The following is an 18,661-nucleotide window of genomic DNA, read 5'->3' as shown; positions in this document are numbered from 1 at the left end:
AGTTGTCCGTATTATTCTTTTTCAAGCATAAATAGCTTTACCATTCGATGAAAAAGTTAACTTCTTCCCATACGAAAAGCGCTCACCGTCAATTTTGCGCCGCTTGCGGGCTTTCTATACTTTCCCTCGCAAGGCCGGGCAGGGTCAAACCCGGCATCTTTTGACCTTACGGGAGGAACAGCATGGACAACAAGGGAATCAGCCGCCGCGGCTTCCTGACGGGCGCGGCCGCCATCAGCGCCGCTCTTGCGGGCGCAGGCCTGACGGGTTGCGCGCCGAAGGTGGTCGGCGTTGCGGGCGGCGCCGGCTCCGGCACGGGTTCGGCCAACGGCCAGACGGTCGGCTACGACGGCACGGGCGTTATGCCGTGGCTGGGTGAGGCGCCTTCGATTTCCGACAGCGACGTTGCCGAAACGCTTGAGGCCGACGTTGTGGTTGTGGGCCTGGGCGCTGCGGGCGTCCCTGCCACGCGCGCCGCTGCCGAAGCGGGCGCGAAAGTTATCGCAATCGAGGCGTCTGCCCAGCTCAACAGCGTGGCCAGCGATATGGCCATCCTGGGTGGCGAAACCATGGCGAAGTGGGGCCGCGGCGACGGCTTCCTTGACAAGCACATGGTGGTGAACATGCACATGGAGGAAGGCAGCCACCACTCGAACTTCGGCATCATCAGCCGCTACTGCGACGAGTCGGGCAAGGCGCTTGACTGGTTCGTGCAGGGTTGCCCGGATATGTACATTGCGTCCGAGTCTTACGAGGAAGTGCCCGAGGCCAATCGCGCGCACTACCTGTACCCGTACTTCTACCCGATGCTGGACGAGTACGATTACACGCAGGAAGACATGCCCTGCTACCCGACGTCGGTGGGCTTCGCCAGCCTGGCCACGGCTATGGCCGACAACCTGAAGATGGCCGAGGCCGCGGGCGCCGAAGTGCGCTACAACACGAAGGGCGTCAAACTCATCACGGCCGACGACGGTTCCGTGACCGGCATTTACGCGCAGGATACCAGCGCGAACAAGTACCTGAAGATCAACGCGAAAAGCGTCATCCTGTGCACGGGCGATTACCTGGCCAACGAGGACATGATGAAGTATTTCGCACCGGCGTGCGTAGAGAACGGCAACCAGATTCTGTCGCTTGACCTGGACGCGCAGGGCAACTACACCAACATCGGCGACGGTCACAAGATGGGCGTGTGGGCAGGTGCCGCAATCGAGCAGTGGCACGCCCCGATGATCCATCACATGGGCGGCGGCGCCGGTTCCGACGGCCGCGGCGTTATCGGCAACAATGGTTTCCTGATGCTGAACCTGCGCGGCGAGCGCTTCATGAACGAAGACGTGCCTGGTCAGCAGCTGGAAAACCAGGTGGAGCTGCAGCCGCAGCGCAAGGCGTACCAGTTCTTCGACGCTTCGTGGCCTGAGCAGCTGAAGTACTTCCCGGCTGCGCATGGCATCGCGTGCATCTACCGCGACGAGCCGCTGCCCGACTGGACGCCGGCCGGCCTGAAGATCAACGTGCGCTGCCCCGAGGACATCGAGGCCGCCGTGTCCGAGGGTCGCTGCGTGAAGGCCGACACCATTAATGAGCTGCTGGCGAAGATCGACGGCATGGACGCCACGAAGGCCAAGGCCGCCATCGAGCGCTACAACGAGCTGTGCAAGGCCGGCTTCGACGAAGACTTCGGCAAATCAGCTAAGCGCCTGTTCGCCCTGGAAAACGGCCCGTTCTACGCGGCCGAGTGCGGCGTTGCCCTGACGCTGGCGAACCTGGGCGGCCTTGAGTCCGACAGCGATTGCCACGTGTACAACACCGATCGTGAGGTTATCCCGGGCCTGTACGTGGCCGGCGCCCCGCAGGGCGGCCGCTTCAACGTGCAGTACCCCATCTCGCTCAAGGGCCTGTCGTGCGGCATGTGCATGGTGTTCGGTAAGATTGCCGGCGAGAATGCCGCTGCGGGCAAGTAAGGAGCTGCCATGAGCGAGAACAACACGATTGAGGAAAACGTTTCCGCAGGTGAAACGGCTGGCGAGCAGCAGGCCGCCGGTGTTGCAGCCGCTGGCGCAGGCACCCCTTCGGCCAAGCGCAAAAACCGCAAGGTGCCGGTGATCATCGGCGTGGTTGCGGCCGTTGTGGTTGTAGCCGGCGCCGGCTTCATGGTATGGCACGACCAGCCCAGCTTCTGCAACGCTATCTGCCACACGCCCATGGACGGCTATCTGACCACGTACGAAGCCACGCCGGGCGAGTCGGCCACGGACAAGTGGGGCAACGAGGTGGCCGATGCATCGAGCATGCTGGCCCCCGTGCACGCCCAGGAAGGCATCACGTGCGTGCAGTGTCACGTGCCGCAGATGTCCGAGCAGGTCACCGAGGGTATCGGCTGGCTGACGGGCAGCTACGAGGTCGTCCAGACCACCGACGAGCGCTTCGTGCCTGAAGAGAAGGCGCTTTCGGATCTGACGGCGGCTCGCGGCATTGCCAGCGAGGCGTTCTGCCTGAACTCCGGTTGCCATGCCAACGACGACGGTTCCGCCATGACGCGCGACGACCTGATCGAGAAGACGAGCTACATGAAGCGCAACCCGCACGTCGAGGAGCACGGCGAGGTCGATTGCAACGAGTGCCACAAGGCGCACCGCGCATCCACGGTGTACTGCAGCAAGTGCCACAGCGACGCCACCATCCCCGATGGCTGGGTCAGCTACAAGGAAGCCGAGGCGCTTGAGCCCGCTGCCGTAAGCGAATAACCAACCCTGCCGGCGATGCGCGCCACGCGAGCGTGAACGAATTCGAAAGCAAGGGCATCGCCGTCCCCCAACCCCATACCCCCTCCTCAAGCCCCGCCGAGCTCTCGGCGGGGCTTTTTCGTTGGGTTCACTTGGTATACAAGATTGGCTGGTGGTTGGGCAAATCTTGCTGCTGTATTTTGATATGGGTTGACACAAACGTATGTACTGATTATAATAGAACAAATATTTCATAAGGAGAGGAGAAGTGATTGAGACTGGGCGATATCGTGGTATTTGAGTCGGCTGATGAGGAAATCCGTCTTGATGTTGAGTTTGATGGGGATACTGTTTGGCTGACGCAGCATCAGATGGCTTCGCTTTTCGAAAAAGATCGAAGCGTGATATCGCGCCATGTCAGCAATATTTTTAAGGACGGGGAACTTGATAAGGAAAGTAATGTGCATTATTTGCACATTGCACAATCGGATAAACCGGTGGCTTTTTACGACCTCGATGTAGCTATTTCCGTCGGCTACCGCGTGAAGTCAAAGCGCGGCGTGGAGTTTCGTCGATGGGCAACCGAGGTGTTGAGGCAGTATGTCATTACGGGATATGCAGAGAATAAGAAGCGGCTTGCACAATTGGGTCAAATCGTGCAGGTGATGGAACGTATCCCTGAGTCTCTTGAATCAACCGATATCTTGGCGGTTGTTAAAGCCTATACGAATGCGCTGACGCTGCTGGATGACTATGATCACCAGCGAATTCTTAAGCCAAAGGGCCGGAAAACGATATATATCCTTAATTATGAAGAATGCCGAAAATTGATTGATTCCATGTCGTTTTCGGCTGAGAGTGATTTATTCGGGTCTGAAAAGGACGAGTCGTTCAAGTCGAGTATTGCTGCAATATACCAAAGTTTTGATGGTCGAGAGCTCTATCCGAGTCTGGAAGAGAAAGCGTCAAACCTTCTATACTTTATTGTGAAAAATCATTCTTTCCATGATGGGAATAAGCGTATTGCGGCAGCTTTGTTTCTCTATTTCCTTCATGTCAATGGCGCCCTATTTGCGAATGGGACGAAGTGCATCTCCGATGGCGCGCTCGTTGCCTTGACTATCATGATTGCTGAATCTCAGCCTAAAGAGAAAGAGGCGATGGTGGCTTTGGCCATGAGCTTCTTGTCAACAAAGGGCGGTCGCTAATACTTAGCTGCTATGGCCTATGGAAATCGTAGCTCTACCCCTCGTCAACGTGCTTTTGCACCAGGGCGGTGAGTTCTTTCTTGCTGTGAACATCTAGTTTCGCGTAGATCGAGCGCGTGTGGGCGCGTACGGTGTAAATTGACACCACCTCGCGCTCAGCGATTTCTTGCGCGGTGCGGCCGCGGGCAAGGCTTAGGAACACCTCGGTTTCGCGGACGGAAAGTCCGGCGCCCTTCGCCACTTCTTCGCAGGCAAGCTTCCATTTGCCGGGCTGCTTGGCCGCGCCTTGCGCGCCGCCTTCGCCTGCTGTTGCGTCCTCGCTGCCCTCGTCGACGGGCAGCAGCATGCCGTTGATTTGCTTCTCGGAGAATACGAACAGCACGTCTACCAGCACCGCAAGGCCGATGACGGCGATGATGATACGCATGGCGCTGTCGGAAATGTGCGACGCCTGATACGCCATGGCCAACAGGCTGGCCACCAGCGTGCCGCCGGACAGCGCGGCATTGCCAAGCGCCATGATGCGCAGCGCCCCGGCGCGCCACTGGTACACCAGATAGTACAGCATGGCCCACACCACCATGTTGTAGCACGTGCACACCACCCAGGCGCCGGCGGCTATGGCGGGTGTGTTCAGCGAGAACATGGCAATGCATACGATCAGCACCGTCAGCGCGCATGCGGCAACCGAATACAGTTTCGCGAACCCGTCGCGGCGCGACTTCGTGAGCAGAATGGCCGCCATGATGCCTGCCATCAGGGGAATCTCGATAAGCTGCGAGGTGACGTTCGCGCCGATGGAGAAATACGGCGGCGCGCTGATCAACACGTAGGCGCGAATGAGCTCAAGCGCCGTTGAGCACAGCCCGATGGAAAGCAGCAGCACCCAAAACTTGCGCGTCAGCTTCACGGGCGTGGAAAGCACCTGCTTTTCGCCGCGCACGTCGCGCTGGCGGATGCAGAACAGCCCCGCGCCCAGCAACGGCAGCACAACGAATCCCGCCACAGCAATTGGTTGCGGGCAGCCGTTCAGCACGAAGTACACTGCAATGGAGAATAGCGTGCACTCGGCCAGGCGATACAGGGCGCGATGCGGCGCAAGCGTGCCGAACAGCGCCGCGGCGCACAGAAACAGCATGGTGGTGCCCGCGCCGGATAGGATGCAGCCGCTGGTGAACAACACGGTAAGGCCCGCGTGGGGGAATGCCTCGCCGAAGACTTCAGCGCGCGCGTTGCACAGCAGCAGCGTACCTGCGCATGCAACCACGCCGCCGATGAGCGTGGTGCGGTTCTTCGCTATCCAGCGTGAACAGCGGTCGGAAAACAGCGCAACGGCGGCCAGCGTGACGAAGCAGGCCAGCAGGTGCACGAGCATGAGGTTCTCCGCGATGCTGCTGTTGTCGGTTTCGTGCAGCCAGAACGACCCGGAAAACGCGATGGTGTTCCACGCGATCCAGCACCCCAAGCCCAGATACGTAAGCGTCGGCGCCTGCCGATCGATGGACGCGAGCGCTTTCGAGAATCGCTCACTCAGGCTCGCCTCGTTTTGACGCCCGACGCTCTCCTGTGCCGCGCTTTCCCGCTGTGCCATATTCCCCCTCTTTGCGGACAAGGCGGGGAGAAGCTCCCGCGCCTTACGTGTTGGCAACGTTTCTGACAAGGGGACAGGTCGTTTGTCATGTTGTTCGCTTCAGTAGACTGTTGCTAGCAACCCTGTTTCGTCTTCTTGCTGCGGTGTGGCCGAAAGCCGAACTTCCGCTTGGGGCAAACTGTTTCCTCGGCCCCAAGCGCTGTTTTCGACCTGCCATATGACAAACGACCTGTCCCCTTGTCATATCCCTGGCGCCTCTCCCTGCGCCGGGTTTCTTGCTGTCGGTATTCTAAACCGACACGTCCATTTTCGATTAGTTAACAAGCGACCATATGAGTGCTGCAACATAGTTAACTAGTTTCTATGCAGGGCTTTTGCAAAATTCGTAAGGTAAATGCCGTTCCGATGTTGAGGCGATTGAAAGCGAACGACAGCGCTTGAGATTGCGAAAACCTTTGCGGCGCACACGGGCCTGCGAGCCTGTACCCGCTACCGGAATAGAGGAGGGCGCACGCGGACGCAGGTCTGCGGGCGGCAGTTTGCAAGCGCGCCGCGCGAAGGCGCCGCTTCAAGCAAGGGGGCATTCATGAACATCAAGAACAAGCCGCTGCCGAAGTTCGAAGTTCCGGCAAGCTACGAGAAATATGCCGAAGGCGGCTACCTTATGGATATGCGCGAAAGCGAGCCCGACAGCTTCGCTGCGCACAAGCCCGCCGTCTCGTCGGCCGCCGGCGCGCAACTCGACCCGGCCGCCGAGCTCACGCCCGCCGCTATCGCGCAAGGCGCCGAACCCGCCGACTACGAACTCCCCGACTACGAACTCCCCGACGAGCCCACGTTCACCGATCGCGTGAACGCCGTGGTCATGTGCATCGGCTCGCAAAACGCGTTGCGCGAGGCGCTGTACAAAACGCTGGCGTTCTGCGAGCAGCCGCGCGATTTCACCGAAGTCGAAGACTTCATCGCCGCCACCGACGAGTTCGTGTACAGCCACATCATGCAAACGCCGTTCGCCATGATCGGCATGCCCACCGACGCCGGCGGCCTTTCTCAAACGCCGCTCGACGAGGCGGGCAACCCCGTCACGGCCGAGCAGCTGGCGAACCTTACCGCCGACGAGGCCGACGACCTGGTGGCCACGTACCGCATCGAAGCCACCGACGCGGGCCGCGAGGCCGTGCGCCTGCTGGCTCCCGAGCGCCGCATCGAGGCGCAGCTATCCCTGCGCCCGCACCGCCGCGACACCTACTTCGCCGTGCTGGACTTCTGCTCCACACCGCGCAAATTCCCTGAAATCGAAGCGTTTTTCAAGGCCACGCCCGGGCTTTCCCAGGACATCGTGGCAGATCATCACAAGCTTTCGCCCGACTTCTTCGTCGACAAGCTCGACAAGGCCGGGGCGTTGGTTTGGAGAGGGGCCTGGGTTGCAACCGACGCAGGCAAGCAGATGCTGGAGGCGCACAAGCGGCAGACCGCGAACGCTCGATAGCGCTTGGGAAGCGCGGGACGCCTTGCGAAGCATGGGTTCAGTTGAAAAGGGCAGGGCGCACTTTGTTTTTGCCAACTGAGCTGTTCGCGCTTCGTCTTCCTGCCCGCGCTATGCCCGCCGCGCTTCCGCAACTTCTGGGGCGCGGGCAACGTGTTCGAGCCCGGTTGCGCGCAGTGCTACCTGCCGCGTAACTTCACCATGCCGCTGGTCAATGGCATCGGCGACACGTCCATCGCCGACTCCGGCTGCTCGGAGCTGTACAAGCCGGCCAAGTACGGCGGACTGACGGAAGTCTATGTCATCTGGGGCACCGGTCCGGCGTGGCATTCGCCTTCGACGTCCGGCCGTTGCGTGGCCGAGCTGCGCGACAACGGCTGCAAGACCGTCGTCGTGGACCCGCGCTTCACGGCCGACGCGTCGAAGGCCGACGTGTGGCTGCCCATCAAGCCCGGCACCGACATGCCCATGATGCTCGGTTGGATGCACTACATCATCGAGAACAAGCTGTACGAGAAGATCCCCGGCTACGAGACGTTCTGCGAGCAGTGGACGAACCTGCCGTTCTTGGTTGACCCGCGTGACAACGTCAGCCTTCCGCCGGTTGCCGAGAACATCACGAAGGACGGTCAGCTTTTGCGCGCGTCGGCAGTGTTTGACGACGTGAACGCCGACAACGAGGGCTACGTGTACTTCGACACAGAAAAAGGCCAGGTCGCGAAGGCCTTCGCTCTGGGTCCGGACAACGACGGCACGTATCACCCGCAGCTGTTCGGCACCGTGGACGTCACGCTGGCCGACGGCTCCATCATCACGTGCAAGACGGCGTTCCAGGCTTACAAGGACCGCTGCGCCGACTTCGACCTTGACACCGTGGCCGAGATCACCGGCTGCAAGAAGGAGAAGATCATCGAGGCCATCGAGCTGTACTGCTCGAGCGCGCACGGCGGCATCTCGCTGGGCGTGGCCACCGACATGTACCCGGGTTCGGCGCAGGCCGCCATCGGCGCCGCGGCGCTCGACTGCATGACGGCGCACCTGTGGCATTCCGGCTGCCCGGCGAACAAGGTGGGCGGCGCTGGCTCGAAGGGCCTGAAGTCGAAGGAATCCACCATCTTCCCCTCGGGCTTCATCGGCGACACGAAGTACCAGTTCCAAACGAACGACGCCGTCCTGGAGCGCCTGGGCTACTGCGAGCACAAGGGCCTCGGCGGCTGGATGCACAGCCACATCCCCACGGTGCTGTCCGCCGTGCTCACCGGCGAGCCGTACCAGCCGAAGGTGTGGATCGAGCGCTCCGGCAACAAGATGGCCGCGCTGGGCAACTCCAGCTCGTGGGTTGACGCGTTCCCGAAGTTCGACCTCATCGTGCACGGCTACATGTACCCGACCAGCTTCACCACCGAGGCCGCCGACATCGTGTTCCCCGTGTGCGAGTGGCTGGAGAACGCCTTCGTGCAGAACCGCCTGAACGTGAACCTCATGCGAAAGCCGGTAACGAACCTGTTCGAGGCCGCCGACGAAATCATGATGTGGGGCAAGATCGCCGAAGCCATGTCCGACCCGTCAAGCGACCTGTACGACGAGAACATGGCCGCCTGCATGGACGGCGAGAAAATCGGCAGCCCCATGGTGCCCGCGTACTGGAAGACCATCAACGAGTACTGGGACTGGGTGGCTCAGCAGGGCGGCGACCCGGAGGTCACCACGATGGAGCAGGCCATGGACGCCTTCCCCGAGAAGTGGGCCGAAGACGACGAGTACTGGGGCGGCACCGAGTACGACGGCTACTGCAAGGTCAACGCCAGCGGCGGCGTGGCCGGCAAGGTTGACCCGGGTATGGAAGGCGGCTCGGCAGACGCCGGCAACACCTACACCGGCTTCTCCACGGCGGCCCGCGACATCAAGGACAACCCGAAGAAGTGCGGCCCGTACGCCGACACCATGCTCTACCTGGGCCGTCACGGCAACGAGAAGTTCGACATGCCCGCCGCGGTGGTGGACTACAACCCCATGCCGTACTACTTCACGCCCGAGGACCAGTCCGAATACGGCGACGAATACCCGCTGCGCCTGACTGAGGGTCGCATCCCGTACTTCCATCACGGCACGCTGCGCAACAACCCCTACCTGCGCGAGCTGTACCCGGCGCCCGAGCTGTGGATCAGCCCGGAAAACGCCGGCAAGTACGGCATCGTCGACGGCGACTGGGTGAACATCAAGAGCCCGCGCACCGATGGCAAGGACGTGTTCCGCGACATCACCACGGGCCTGCCCACCGATACGGTCATGGCAGGCGGCAAGGACGCGAAGTTCGGCCCGAGCGAGTTCGCCCCCGGCGAGGAGCTGACGGCTAACGGCCAGAGCGTCGTCAAGGACGGCATCTTCGCCGTGGCGCGCGTGACGAAGGGCATCGCGGAGGGCACCGTGTACATGGAGCGCTTCTGGAACCCTGAGTTTTTGGAGGACGGCTCCGATGGCCGCAAGTCTTGGACCACGGAGAACATGAACGTGCTGACGAAGAACACGGGCTACTTCAACCCTGAGTTCGGCACCTACACCCTGCGCGGCATCCACGTCAAAGTTGCCAAGGCGCAGCGCCCAGAGGGCATCTGGTACGAGCCGACCGACTTCGAACCCTGGATGCCTGAGCCCACGGAAAACACGGGAGGAGCGTTTTACACCAAATGAGCCGCAATTGCTTAGTTGTTGACCTGGATAAATGCATCGGCTGCCACGCGTGCGAGGTGGCCTGCAAGAACGAGAACGGCATCGCCTTGGGCGAGTACTGGAACCGCGTGCTGCAGATCGGCCCGCACGGGGCCTTCCCCGACCTGGAGCAGTATTGGCGGCCCGTGCAGTGCTAGCAGTGCGAGGACGCGCCCTGCGTGCACGTGTGCCCGACCGGCGCGAGCTACCGCGACGCCGACGGCAAGGTGCTGGTGGACAAGGAGAAGTGCATCGGCTGCAAATACTGCATGATGGCCTGCCCGTACGGCGTGCGTTCGTGGAACGCCAAGGAGCGCGCCGTCGAGAAGTGCACGCTGTGCGGCCAGCTGACCAGCGCCGGCCAGGAGCCGGCATGCGTGGCGGCGTGCTGCGCGAACGCCCGCTTCTACGGCGACATGGACGATGCGTCGTCCGACGTGGCCAAAGCCGTGGCGGCCGCCGACCCGGCCAGCGTGCACACGCTGCACGACGCGGGTAACAAACCGCTGACGCGCTACATCCTGTCCGAGAAGATTGCCACGTGGCATGACGTAGACGCCATCGCCCCGGCGTCCGGCGCGCAAGACGCGGCCTGGTTCGCGAAGGAGGACTAAACGATGGAAATCCAATGATCCCTGGTCCTGTTCACAGCCCTGACCGGCATGGGCGGCTGCATGTTCGCCTGCGTGGCGGCCGATGAGTTCCTTGGCCGCGCGAAGGCGGCGGCGTTCCCCGCGGCGTTGGTGTCGCTGATCATCGCGGTGGTGGGCGGCCTGGCGTCCGTGACGCACCTGTCGCACCCCGACCGCATCATGGGGGCGCTCAGCCACCCGACAAGCGGCATCTTCACCGAGGCGCTGCTGGTTGGCTGCCTGTGCGTGTGCGTGGTGGTGTACCTGGTGCTGCTCAAGCGCGAGGCCGGTGCCGGCGCGCGCAAGGCCGTGGCCGTCATCGGCGCGGTGTTCGGCGTGCTGCTGTCGTTCATGGCGGGCGAGTCGTACCTGATGGAAGCGCGCCCGAACTGGTGCAGCCAGCTGCTGCCGCTCGGCTACTTGCTGACGGCCGTGCCCGAGGGCATCGCCGCGTACCTGGTGGTCGTGGCCGCGAAGGCCAAGGACGCCGACGTGGCGCCGTACGGCCGCGCGCTGCTGATCGGTGGCGTGCTGGGCGCCGTGGGCGCGGCGGCCTACGTGCTGTGGGCGGGTCCCGCCGACGGCGTGCAGTGGGCGCTGCTTGCGGTTGCCGTCATCGGCGCCGGCGTGGTGCCGGCCGTGTGCGGCGCGCTTGCGGGCAAGAACCCCGGCAGCCTAATGGCTGCGGCGGGCGGTTCTGTGGCCTGCGCATTCGTTGGCGCCGTGAGCTACCGCTGCATCATGTGGCTCATCACGGTCCCGATCGCGAACCTGTTCCTGAACGTGCTGTAACCAAGCGCGGGAATGCGGGAATGCCCACCCGGGCATTCCCGCCCCGCTGGCGGGTGCGGCGCTGGCACTTGCACGCGGGCGCTACACTCGGCGTCGGGTTTGGTTGGTACCACCGTCGAGCGTAGGCAAAATCGCTCATGTATGTGATTTGCTGACAATGTTGCTGGTATCCAATAAATCAGCAAGATTCTGAACTGGGGAAACGTTATCGGCAAATTTTTGATTCCTGCCTTGCGCTTGTTAAATCACATACATGAGCGATTTTTGAAGCCGGTTGGTGCGAAAGGGCGTCACGGAGCCCATTTGCGCCTCGACTTGCCCCGCGGTTGTCTGCGATTGCCGGCCATCGACGCTTTCGCGGTTCGTATTCGCATACTCCCTCCTCTCCCTCCCGTTGGCGAATGCGAACCGCGAGTGCATCGATTGCTGGCTGGCGAAAGGCGACAGGAAATGAAGTTGGGATCGCCAAAGCGAAGGCGGCGAAAAGCCGTTTCCCTCATTTTGGTGACACCGGTAGTGTCCTTGTCGCCGGCGTCGTCACCCAGTTCGGCTGGCTAAGCGAAAAGAAAGCGACGGCGCGAGGTAGCGATGGCGCGAGAAAGCGATGGCGCGGCGGTAAACGTCTGCGCTGTTCGAGAAAGGTAGCAAGATGATCGAAAACCAAGCAGCGGCGCAGGCGTCGCAAACGAAGGCGCAATCTGAACGCGACGAGCTGATTTCCCAGCTCATCGAGGTGAATGCGGGCCGAGCGGCCTATTACCGCATGCTGGCCGAACTGTTCTTCCGCGAGCTGACGCAGCAGCAGGTCGATCATCTGGCGGGCATGGATTTCGCCGGCATGGCGGGCGACAACGCGCTTATCGCCGAGGGCTACGAAGACATGTACCGCTATCTTCGCCATGCGAATTCTGGTACGCGCCAGGCGTTGGCCTGCGATTATGCGCACACGTTTCTGGCGGCTGGCAACTACGAGACGTTCGCTGCCACGCCGTTCGAAAGCGTGTTCACCAGCGAACTCGGGCTCATGATGCAGGAGGCGCGCGACGGCGTGTACAAAATGTACTGCGAGCAGCACATCCAGCCGCAGGCCGATTTGCACGTGCCGGAAGATCACGCGTCGTTCGAGTTCGAGTTTCTGGCCACGGTTATCGAGCGCACGAACGCGGCGCTGCTGGCATCGGATTTCGACCGCGCGCGCGACCTGGCGCAAACGGTGTCCGACTTCCATGCGCAGCACCAGCTGAACTGGGTCGACGACCTGTGCGACGCCGTGCTCGATGTGGCGGAAACGCGCTTCTATCGCGGCGTGTCGAAGGTGACGCGCGGCTTCGTGCACATGGAAACCGACGTCATCGCCGACGAGCTCGACGTGCTGCAAGAGCTGGCAGGCGAAAAGGCGGCGTAGGGGGCTTCTGCTATCAGGCTCTGACGTGCGCTTTTGCGCGAATTACCTAATTATTGACGAGGCGTTTGGCGAAATAGTCAACGCCTCGCTATTTCATGCCCGCGCCCCTTCGGGCAGGCTTGGGGCATGCGAGGTACGGCCGCGATGGGGACGCGGCTTTCGGCGAAGACGAGAAAGGAATGCTCATGGGCGATCATCTGAGCATCACGCGCCGCGGTGCGCTTGCGGCGGCGGGCGCGGTTGCAAGCATGTTCGCGGTCGGTGGCGCGGCGTACGCGCTTGAAGGCGAGGACCGTGGGCTGCTGCGTCCGCCCGGCGCGCAGGACGAAGCGCATTTCCGCGCTACGTGCCTGAAATGCAATCGGTGCGAAACCGCCTGCCCGCAGTGCTGCCTGCGCACGGGCGTGCTTGAGGACGGCGTGCTGAATTGGCGTACTCCCATCATGGATTTCCATCGCGGGCTGTGCGACTTTTGCGGCGCGTGCGAAGACGTGTGCCCGGCGGGCTCCATTGTTGGCGCACACGACCCGTCGCAGATCATCGGCGTGGCGGTAGTGGACCGCGAACGATGCATCGCGTGGATCCAGGGCGGTTGCCAAGTGTGCGCCGGCGCATGCCCCTACGGCGCCATAACCATGGATGACGCGAACCGTCCCATTGTTGACCAGGCGAAATGCAACGGCTGCGGCGCATGTGAGAACGCGTGCCCGTCGAACAGCTACCTCACGTTCACCGGCGGCGCCGATCGCGGCATCAACGTTCGAGCAGCAGGGAAGGAGGCCTAGGCGATGAGCAAGGAAGAAACAGAAGAGCAGCTGAATTCGGCTGGCCGCACGGATGCAGCTTGCGAAACGCGAAATAGCGCTATGCCGAACTCGCCTCAATCGGATGCGACCGCACAAGCTGGGGCCGTTACCGCTGCCCAAAACGCGAACGCGGCAGAGGCCGCCGCCGATGCCCGCAACGCGAGCGCGGGCCCCTCTTCGCCTTCACAGCGCACCGATAAGACGCAGCAACATCACCGCGCGAAGTCTCCGTTTTGCACGGCGCGCGGCTGGGTGGCGCTTGCGTGTGTGGCGTTTGTGCTGGTGGGGCTTGCGTTCCATGTGGGCATCGGCACGCCGTCGGCATTCGGCATCCAGCAGATATCGGCCATCTGCCCGCTGGGCGCGTTGGAAACCATGGCGGGCGCAAAGGGCGTCATGCTGCACCCGCTGTTGTTGTTTGCGCTGGTGGTAGTGCTGATTGCCCTGGTCGGCAAAGCGTTCTGCGCCTGGATGTGCCCCGTTCCCTGGCTGCAAAAGTTTTTCCGCCCGAAGAAAAAGAGTTCGAAAGCGACGGGCGATTTCAAAAGCAAGCCGAGCCATTCGTGCTCCGCTTGCCCGGGTGCAACAACGTGCGGCAAAGCGCTGGCGCCGGTGGGCGGCAAGCGCGACGGCGTGCAGCTTGACAGTCGCCATGCGGTGCTGGTGGGCACGCTGGCTTCCGCGGTCGTGTTCGGCTTTCCGGTGTTTTGCCTCATCTGCCCCGTGGGTTTGACGTTCGCCACCATCATCGGCCTGTGGAACCTGGTTCAGTTCGACGAGCCCACCTGGGCGCTTATCATCTTCCCGATCATCCTGCTTCTGGAAGTCACCGTGCTGCGCAAATGGTGCAGCAAAATCTGCCCCATCAGTGCGCTGGTAAGCCTGCTGTCGAACCTCAACGTCACGCTGCGCCCGCGCGTGAAGGCCGACACGTGCCTGCGTAGCCGCGGCGTCGACTGCCACGCGTGCGTGGACGCATGTCCCGAGCAGCTTGACCCGCACACGATGCGCATTCCCGAATGCAGCAAATGCGGCGCCTGCGTGGAAGCCTGCCCCGCAAAAGCCATCAGCATCAAGCTGCTGAAGTAAGCAAACCGGCGAAAGCTCTGTCGCTTTGGCTCTGTTAGACCACAATTGACACGTGGACTCTTAACCGCAAGTAAACGGGCTCCTTGGCCGGTCTTCCTGGCGGCTGATTCATGTTGTTGCATGCTGGTCTAACAGAGCCATCGCTTTTGTAAGCAGCGCTCCAAGGAAAGCAAGGGCCTCCTTGGAGCGCTGCTATTCCATTTTTGCCCGCAGGTACACAAGCGCGTCGTGCGGGGTGAGCGCGGTGACGGGGGCGTGCTTGATAAGCTGTTCGTCGTTCGTGACTAGGTACGTTGCGTTTGCACGTTCTGCGGCGGCAAGTACAAGGTTGTCCTCGAAATCGCCATGGACGCTGCGCATTTTTGCCGCGTACCATACGTCGGATTGCCCGATGCTTATGGCGAACGCATTTTCCCGCATATGATTCACGGCGCTCCACGCGAATTCGTTTGCCGCCGTTGCGTCGCTTGGGGATAGCGCCCCTTTCTCTTCGCGAGCGATTCGCTTTGTGGTAGCCGAAACGAGGTAAAACACGTCCTTTATGATGTCGGCCTGATAGAGCAGTTTGATGCCGTGCGAGAATGCGAAGCCTAGCAGCTCTGCGGCCTCTGCGCCACCTGCTCGATTCAGCGCATAGTAATCGAGCCAGACATTGGTATCGACGAGGATGGTGGTATTCGAATCCATTACAGCCCCAATCGTTCGGAACGCTCAAGATACGCAAGTTTTTTGAGCTCATCGAACGGAATATTCGACGAACCGGTGCTCATCGAAATTCCCATTCTTTCGCATAAAGCGGCATGCGCGGCTGTTTTCCATTCGGTGAATGGATTGCTCTCAACTGCCGTCGGATCTTCAGGCTCCGCGCTCTCTTCCTGCAGCACGTTGCGAATCGCCTGTGGTTCGTGAATGTGCACGACGGCGTATTCCCAGAGGGCGCGCACCGCCTGCGCCGGTGTGTAGCCGGCCCGCGCCAGCGCCAAGTCGCCCTGTTCTTTTAGCTCGGCGGGAACGCGCGTGTTGATTTGCACCATCGATGCGCCCATAGCGGACTCCTTTCAGTTGCTAGCAGTATAGCACAATGCAAAGTAGCGCGCTAGCAATAAGGCAACCGCCGGGTAAACTTCCTGGTCGTGCGCGTGCACGCGGTTCGTGCCGGGCGCTGCGCTTGAACGCACGGCCGACCCATCGCGTTCGTACCGCAGCGTTACCGAATTGCCTGATTCCGCCCTTGACCTGGCCTGCGCGCTTTCGATGCTGCGCCGTTTGCAAATGGTTGGCTGGACGCGCAACCGTTATCGCGACGCTCTTCCCGCCGGTTTGGCGGACGAGCAGATTCCCGGCACGAAAGTGTGCGCCTACCGCTACCTGGAAAACCCCGCTGGCTGCTGGAGTAGCACTCGCGCTTGAAAAACCTTGCTGGGTGAAAATGCTGGTCAAACGCCGGTTGGCAGGGGTTGCGGAAGAATCGCCCGAGTGAGCGGCCGCCGATGCCTTCTTAAAACGAAGATGCCCCGAACGGACGGGGCATCTTGCTAGTTGTCGTCTTTTTCGTGCTTGCCGCGTTTGCCGAAGCTGGGAGCCACTTCGGGCGTGGTGGCGTGGCGGCCGGCTTTCGGCGCCTCGCTAGCGGTTACGTCGGCGCTAGCGTCGGCGCTGCTGCTGGCCGATGCAGCGCCGCTCGCGTGCGCTCCTGCGCGCGTGGCTTCGCGGCGCTTGGCCGTGCGTTCCTTGCCCGCTTCCGTCCAGCGCGCCTTCACGGCTTCGCGATGCTCGCGTTCGGCGCGCACCTCGCTTGGGCGCGGCGCGCGCGGCGACTCGGGTTCGGCCAGCATGGTGACGCTTTCGCCCGCTGACCAGGCAATAGGCGAATCGGCGTACGCGCCGGGTTGCAGACGGTTCGCTGCCTGCGTTGCCGTCTGCCCGTCGCGTTGCCTTTGCTGCGGCGCCTGCGCGCTTGCGGGTGCGCCTCCGGCTGCAGGCGCGCTTCCCGCCGTGGGCGTGGCATGCGCTCCGACCGCTGCCACGCCGCCTGCTGCCGGCGTGCCAGCCGCTGTGCTGCCGGCAGGTTCGCCAGCCGCTGCGGTCGCAACCGGTGCGCTACCCGCGCTAGCTTCCGCAGCCTTCCCGCGGAACGAACGGCTGGCCTTCGGCATCTCGGCGTCAGGCGCCGACTTGCCCGTCAACTTCCGGCGCAGGTCCATGCGGATGGACGCGTATTCGCTGACCAGCAGCACCAGCAGGATGCACATGACAATGAGGTACCCGATAACCGCGCCCGGCAACCCGGTGAAGTTCACCAGCAAAATGGGCACGAGCAGGCTGAACCCAAACGTGATCAGGTACAGCTTCGTCACGGCGCGCTGGCGGCGCAGCACGGTGATGACCTGGTACAGAAACTCGATGCCGGCCGTAACGCCGCCGGCCGCCAGCATGACGAAGCACAGGCCGCGATACGGTTCGAAATCGATGCCGTACAAAAAGCTCATGATGGTCAGGCCGAACCATCCCATGATGCCGGCCATGGCCGCCGTGATGCCCACGATCACCACGAACATCACCACGATGATCAGGTCGAACTTCTTGCGCTTGGCGGGGTCGGCCCACGCGTTGGCCATCTTCAGCAGCATGGGCTTGTAGATAAAGCCGCTGGTCAGCAAAATGGCGTGCGCGGGAAAATACAGCGCGTTGTAATACAGCTGGTTGTCGTAGGACAGCGCGCCTTCCATCACGAACTTCGGCATGTTGTCGATAAGGTTGTACATGAACAGCGCCACGAACAGCGGGAAGCACTGCACCAGCAGGTTCACCACGCGCTTGACGTTCACGCGGCGCGATTTCGGCGTCTCAAGCTTTGCCAGCGGGAACGTGAACACCACGAACGTGGCGGCGGCCACCACGGCCATCACGATGCTTGACACGCCCACGTTCCGCGTGATGAGCAGGGCAAACGTAAACCCGATAAGCGCGGCGGCCGAACGGAAGGCCTGCGACATGCCCGCCAGGTACAGCTTGTCCTTCTGCTGCAGGCGCCCCTCGTACACGTCGGCAAGCGCGTCTACCATCTTATAAAGGTACACGCCCAGGCTCATAAGCCACATCTGGTCGGTGTACCCGCGGATGTTGCAGTACGTCAGCCCCGCCACCAGCATGATGGCGCACGTCAGCACGCGGTTGGCCTGATAGTCGGCGAACGAGTATTCCTCGTCGAGGTCGGAAGCCTGGAAATTGCGCATGCCGTAGTTGCCCACGAACATGAGCAGCAGCGCGGTGACGAAGGCCAGCGAGAACATGCCGGCCTGCTCGGCGCCGGCCAGCTGCGTGACCACGATGGTGAGCACGGGGAACACGCAGCCCCACAGCCCCACGCCGATGGTGTTCCACGCGAAGTCGCGCGTGGTGCGGCCCGAGGCGTATTCGGCTTCCTGCTCAGCCAAGCCGCCGTCGTTCACGGCGCCAAGCACGCGGGTGCACCAGGCTTCAACCTGGCGGCTAAGGAAGCTTTTCTTGCGCGGCGCGTCGCCGCGGCGGCTTTTGCGTCCGCGGCCTCGTTTGCGTTTTCCATCGGGCATGGCCTGCGTGCTATCGGCCGGAAGCGCCGCCGTGGGCTGCTGACCTGGGATGGCCGCCGTGGGCTGCGCGTTGCGCGCGCCTTGCGCGGTGTGGCGGCCGGGCATGGCCGCCGTAGGTTGCGCGGCGTGACGCCCGGGAAGCGGGGTCGTGGCCTGCTGGGCAGCGGGTTGCGCTACCTGCTGCGCGCTGGCGTGCTGTGCCGCGCTGCGGGGCGTGTTGCGGTAGGGGCTTCGCGGCGCATCAACGCGCACGCGTTGCAAATCGGGCCGCTGCGTGCCGTGCTTGCCCTGTGCGGAGGGCTCGGTATGTTCGAAATTGTTCATCCCACGTATTATAGAGATGCCGCTCACCGCCGTCCGTGCCCTGCCGGCGATATTCACACCACAAGCACCACCTGTTCGTATTGTCGCTTGGCGTGTAGGTTGCGCGCTCGCCTTGCAAGGCCTCTTCGTGAAATCATGCATTTTGCATTAGGTGACAATTTTGCTGAACGTATTTTCGCTCACTACAAAAAACGCTGCGTTCAAGTCGTCTATCAGGAGTTTTTTACCGATTGGAAGATTGCGGGGGGGGGGTCTCAATTTAACTGTCGTATACTTCGACCTAGGACAAAGGAACGTGCGGGCAATTCGAAAAGACCC

15 protein-coding genes and 1 pseudogene are annotated in these 18,661 nt (G+C 62.1%); 12 read left to right on the top strand and 4 right to left on the bottom strand.

What is annotated here, in order from left to right:
• The first annotated feature begins 182 nt into the window (after window positions 1-182).
• The 3 genes from ET524_RS09250 to rhuM all read left to right on the top strand — a co-directional run bounded on the left by ET524_RS09250 (window position 183) and on the right by rhuM (window position 3,937).
• On the top strand, window positions 183-1,967 hold the full coding sequence (locus tag ET524_RS09250; RefSeq protein ID WP_129425222.1) for an FAD-binding protein: 1,785 nt from the start codon (window positions 183-185) through the stop codon (window positions 1,965-1,967).
• Between the two features lie 9 nt (window positions 1,968-1,976).
• On the top strand, window positions 1,977-2,750 hold the full coding sequence (locus ET524_RS09245; RefSeq protein WP_129425220.1) for a cytochrome c3 family protein: 774 nt from the start codon (window positions 1,977-1,979) through the stop codon (window positions 2,748-2,750).
• A 251-nt stretch (window positions 2,751-3,001) separates the two neighbouring features.
• Entirely contained in the window at window positions 3,002-3,937 is a 936-nt protein-coding gene (gene rhuM / locus ET524_RS09240; protein WP_236648298.1) for a virulence protein RhuM/Fic/DOC family protein, read from the top strand.
• A 34-nt stretch (window positions 3,938-3,971) separates the two neighbouring features.
• On the opposite strand, the gene ET524_RS09235 is transcribed toward rhuM, so the two are convergent.
• Window positions 3,972-5,528, bottom strand: coding sequence for a helix-turn-helix transcriptional regulator (locus ET524_RS09235; RefSeq protein WP_129425218.1), 1,557 nt, complete (start codon window positions 5,526-5,528; stop codon window positions 3,972-3,974).
• 586 nt (window positions 5,529-6,114) lie between these two features.
• Between ET524_RS09235 and ET524_RS09230 the strand changes: the two genes are divergently transcribed.
• The 8 genes and pseudogenes from ET524_RS09230 to ET524_RS09200 all read left to right on the top strand — a co-directional run bounded on the left by ET524_RS09230 (window position 6,115) and on the right by ET524_RS09200 (window position 14,447).
• Window positions 6,115-7,017, top strand: a complete 903-nt coding sequence (locus ET524_RS09230; RefSeq protein WP_129425215.1) for a hypothetical protein — start codon at window positions 6,115-6,117, stop codon at window positions 7,015-7,017.
• 150 nt (window positions 7,018-7,167) lie between these two features.
• A complete protein-coding gene (locus tag ET524_RS09225; protein ID WP_129425213.1) occupies window positions 7,168-9,705 on the top strand; it encodes a molybdopterin dinucleotide binding domain-containing protein in 2,538 nt (845 codons plus the stop codon).
• Window positions 9,702-9,881, top strand: coding sequence for a 4Fe-4S binding protein (locus ET524_RS11815; protein WP_201738767.1), 180 nt, complete (start codon window positions 9,702-9,704; stop codon window positions 9,879-9,881). The genes ET524_RS09225 and ET524_RS11815 overlap by 4 nt, the downstream gene beginning before the upstream one ends.
• 15 nt (window positions 9,882-9,896) lie before the next feature.
• Window positions 9,897-10,337: pseudogene (locus ET524_RS09220) on the top strand (4Fe-4S dicluster domain-containing protein); the annotation flags it as partial.
• A gap of 21 nt (window positions 10,338-10,358) precedes the next feature.
• Window positions 10,359-11,147, top strand: coding sequence for a DmsC/YnfH family molybdoenzyme membrane anchor subunit (locus ET524_RS09215; RefSeq protein ID WP_330854457.1), 789 nt, complete (start codon window positions 10,359-10,361; stop codon window positions 11,145-11,147).
• A gap of 649 nt (window positions 11,148-11,796) precedes the next feature.
• On the top strand, window positions 11,797-12,552 hold the full coding sequence (locus ET524_RS09210; protein WP_129425210.1) for a TorD/DmsD family molecular chaperone: 756 nt from the start codon (window positions 11,797-11,799) through the stop codon (window positions 12,550-12,552).
• Window positions 12,553-12,737: 185 nt separating this feature from the next.
• Window positions 12,738-13,337 carry a 4Fe-4S dicluster domain-containing protein gene (locus ET524_RS09205; protein ID WP_161566669.1) on the top strand — a complete coding sequence of 200 codons (600 nt, stop codon included), beginning with the start codon at window positions 12,738-12,740 and terminating at the stop codon, window positions 13,335-13,337.
• A 3-nt stretch (window positions 13,338-13,340) separates the two neighbouring features.
• On the top strand, window positions 13,341-14,447 hold the full coding sequence (locus ET524_RS09200; protein ID WP_129425206.1) for a 4Fe-4S binding protein: 1,107 nt from the start codon (window positions 13,341-13,343) through the stop codon (window positions 14,445-14,447).
• 192 nt (window positions 14,448-14,639) lie between these two features.
• On the opposite strand, the gene ET524_RS09195 is transcribed toward ET524_RS09200, so the two are convergent.
• Together ET524_RS09195 and ET524_RS09190 are read right to left on the bottom strand one after the other, a co-directional pair.
• Window positions 14,640-15,134 (bottom strand): type II toxin-antitoxin system VapC family toxin, encoded by a 495-nt coding sequence (locus ET524_RS09195; protein WP_129425204.1) that lies wholly within the window; start codon window positions 15,132-15,134, stop codon window positions 14,640-14,642.
• Complete coding sequence (locus ET524_RS09190; RefSeq protein ID WP_129425202.1) at window positions 15,134-15,493, bottom strand: translation repressor RelB; 360 nt, start codon at window positions 15,491-15,493, stop codon at window positions 15,134-15,136. The genes ET524_RS09195 and ET524_RS09190 overlap by 1 nt, the downstream gene beginning before the upstream one ends.
• Window positions 15,494-15,599: 106 nt before the next feature.
• Between ET524_RS09190 and ET524_RS09185 the strand changes: the two genes are divergently transcribed.
• Window positions 15,600-15,857 carry a hypothetical protein gene (locus tag ET524_RS09185; RefSeq protein WP_129425200.1) on the top strand — a complete coding sequence of 86 codons (258 nt, stop codon included), beginning with the start codon at window positions 15,600-15,602 and terminating at the stop codon, window positions 15,855-15,857.
• Window positions 15,858-15,982: 125 nt separating this feature from the next.
• Here the strand turns inward: ET524_RS09185 and ET524_RS11810 are convergent, their stop codons facing one another.
• A complete protein-coding gene (locus ET524_RS11810) occupies window positions 15,983-18,343 on the bottom strand; it encodes a lipopolysaccharide biosynthesis protein (RefSeq protein WP_201738760.1) in 2,361 nt (786 codons plus the stop codon).
• Between the last annotated feature and the right edge of the window lie 318 nt (window positions 18,344-18,661).

It is taken from the genome of Senegalimassilia faecalis (assembly GCF_004135645.1).
GTDB lineage: Bacteria > Actinomycetota > Coriobacteriia > Coriobacteriales > Eggerthellaceae > Senegalimassilia > Senegalimassilia faecalis.
The sequence above is the reverse complement of the archived record's forward strand: the minus strand, read 5'-3'. Positions and strand labels throughout refer to the sequence as shown.

Bases quoted from the DNA above. Each gene is read 5' to 3' on its own strand.
- ET524_RS09200 (WP_129425206.1), top strand. From the start codon at position 13,341: ATGAGCAAGGAAGAAACAGAAGAGCAGCTGAATTCGGCTGGCCGCACG.
- ET524_RS09195 (WP_129425204.1), bottom strand. From the start codon at position 15,134: ATGGATTCGAATACCACCATCCTCGTCGATACCAATGTCTGGCTCGAT.
- ET524_RS09190 (WP_129425202.1), bottom strand. From the start codon at position 15,493: ATGGGCGCATCGATGGTGCAAATCAACACGCGCGTTCCCGCCGAGCTA.
- ET524_RS09210 (WP_129425210.1), top strand. From the start codon at position 11,797: ATGATCGAAAACCAAGCAGCGGCGCAGGCGTCGCAAACGAAGGCGCAA.
- ET524_RS09250 (WP_129425222.1), top strand. From the start codon at position 183: ATGGACAACAAGGGAATCAGCCGCCGCGGCTTCCTGACGGGCGCGGCC.
- ET524_RS09245 (WP_129425220.1), top strand. From the start codon at position 1,977: ATGAGCGAGAACAACACGATTGAGGAAAACGTTTCCGCAGGTGAAACG.
- ET524_RS09235 (WP_129425218.1), bottom strand. From the start codon at position 5,528: ATGGCACAGCGGGAAAGCGCGGCACAGGAGAGCGTCGGGCGTCAAAAC.
- ET524_RS11815 (WP_201738767.1), top strand. From the start codon at position 9,702: ATGAGCCGCAATTGCTTAGTTGTTGACCTGGATAAATGCATCGGCTGC.
- ET524_RS09230 (WP_129425215.1), top strand. From the start codon at position 6,115: ATGAACATCAAGAACAAGCCGCTGCCGAAGTTCGAAGTTCCGGCAAGC.
- ET524_RS11810 (WP_201738760.1), bottom strand. From the start codon at position 18,343: ATGAACAATTTCGAACATACCGAGCCCTCCGCACAGGGCAAGCACGGC.
- ET524_RS09205 (WP_161566669.1), top strand. From the start codon at position 12,738: ATGGGCGATCATCTGAGCATCACGCGCCGCGGTGCGCTTGCGGCGGCG.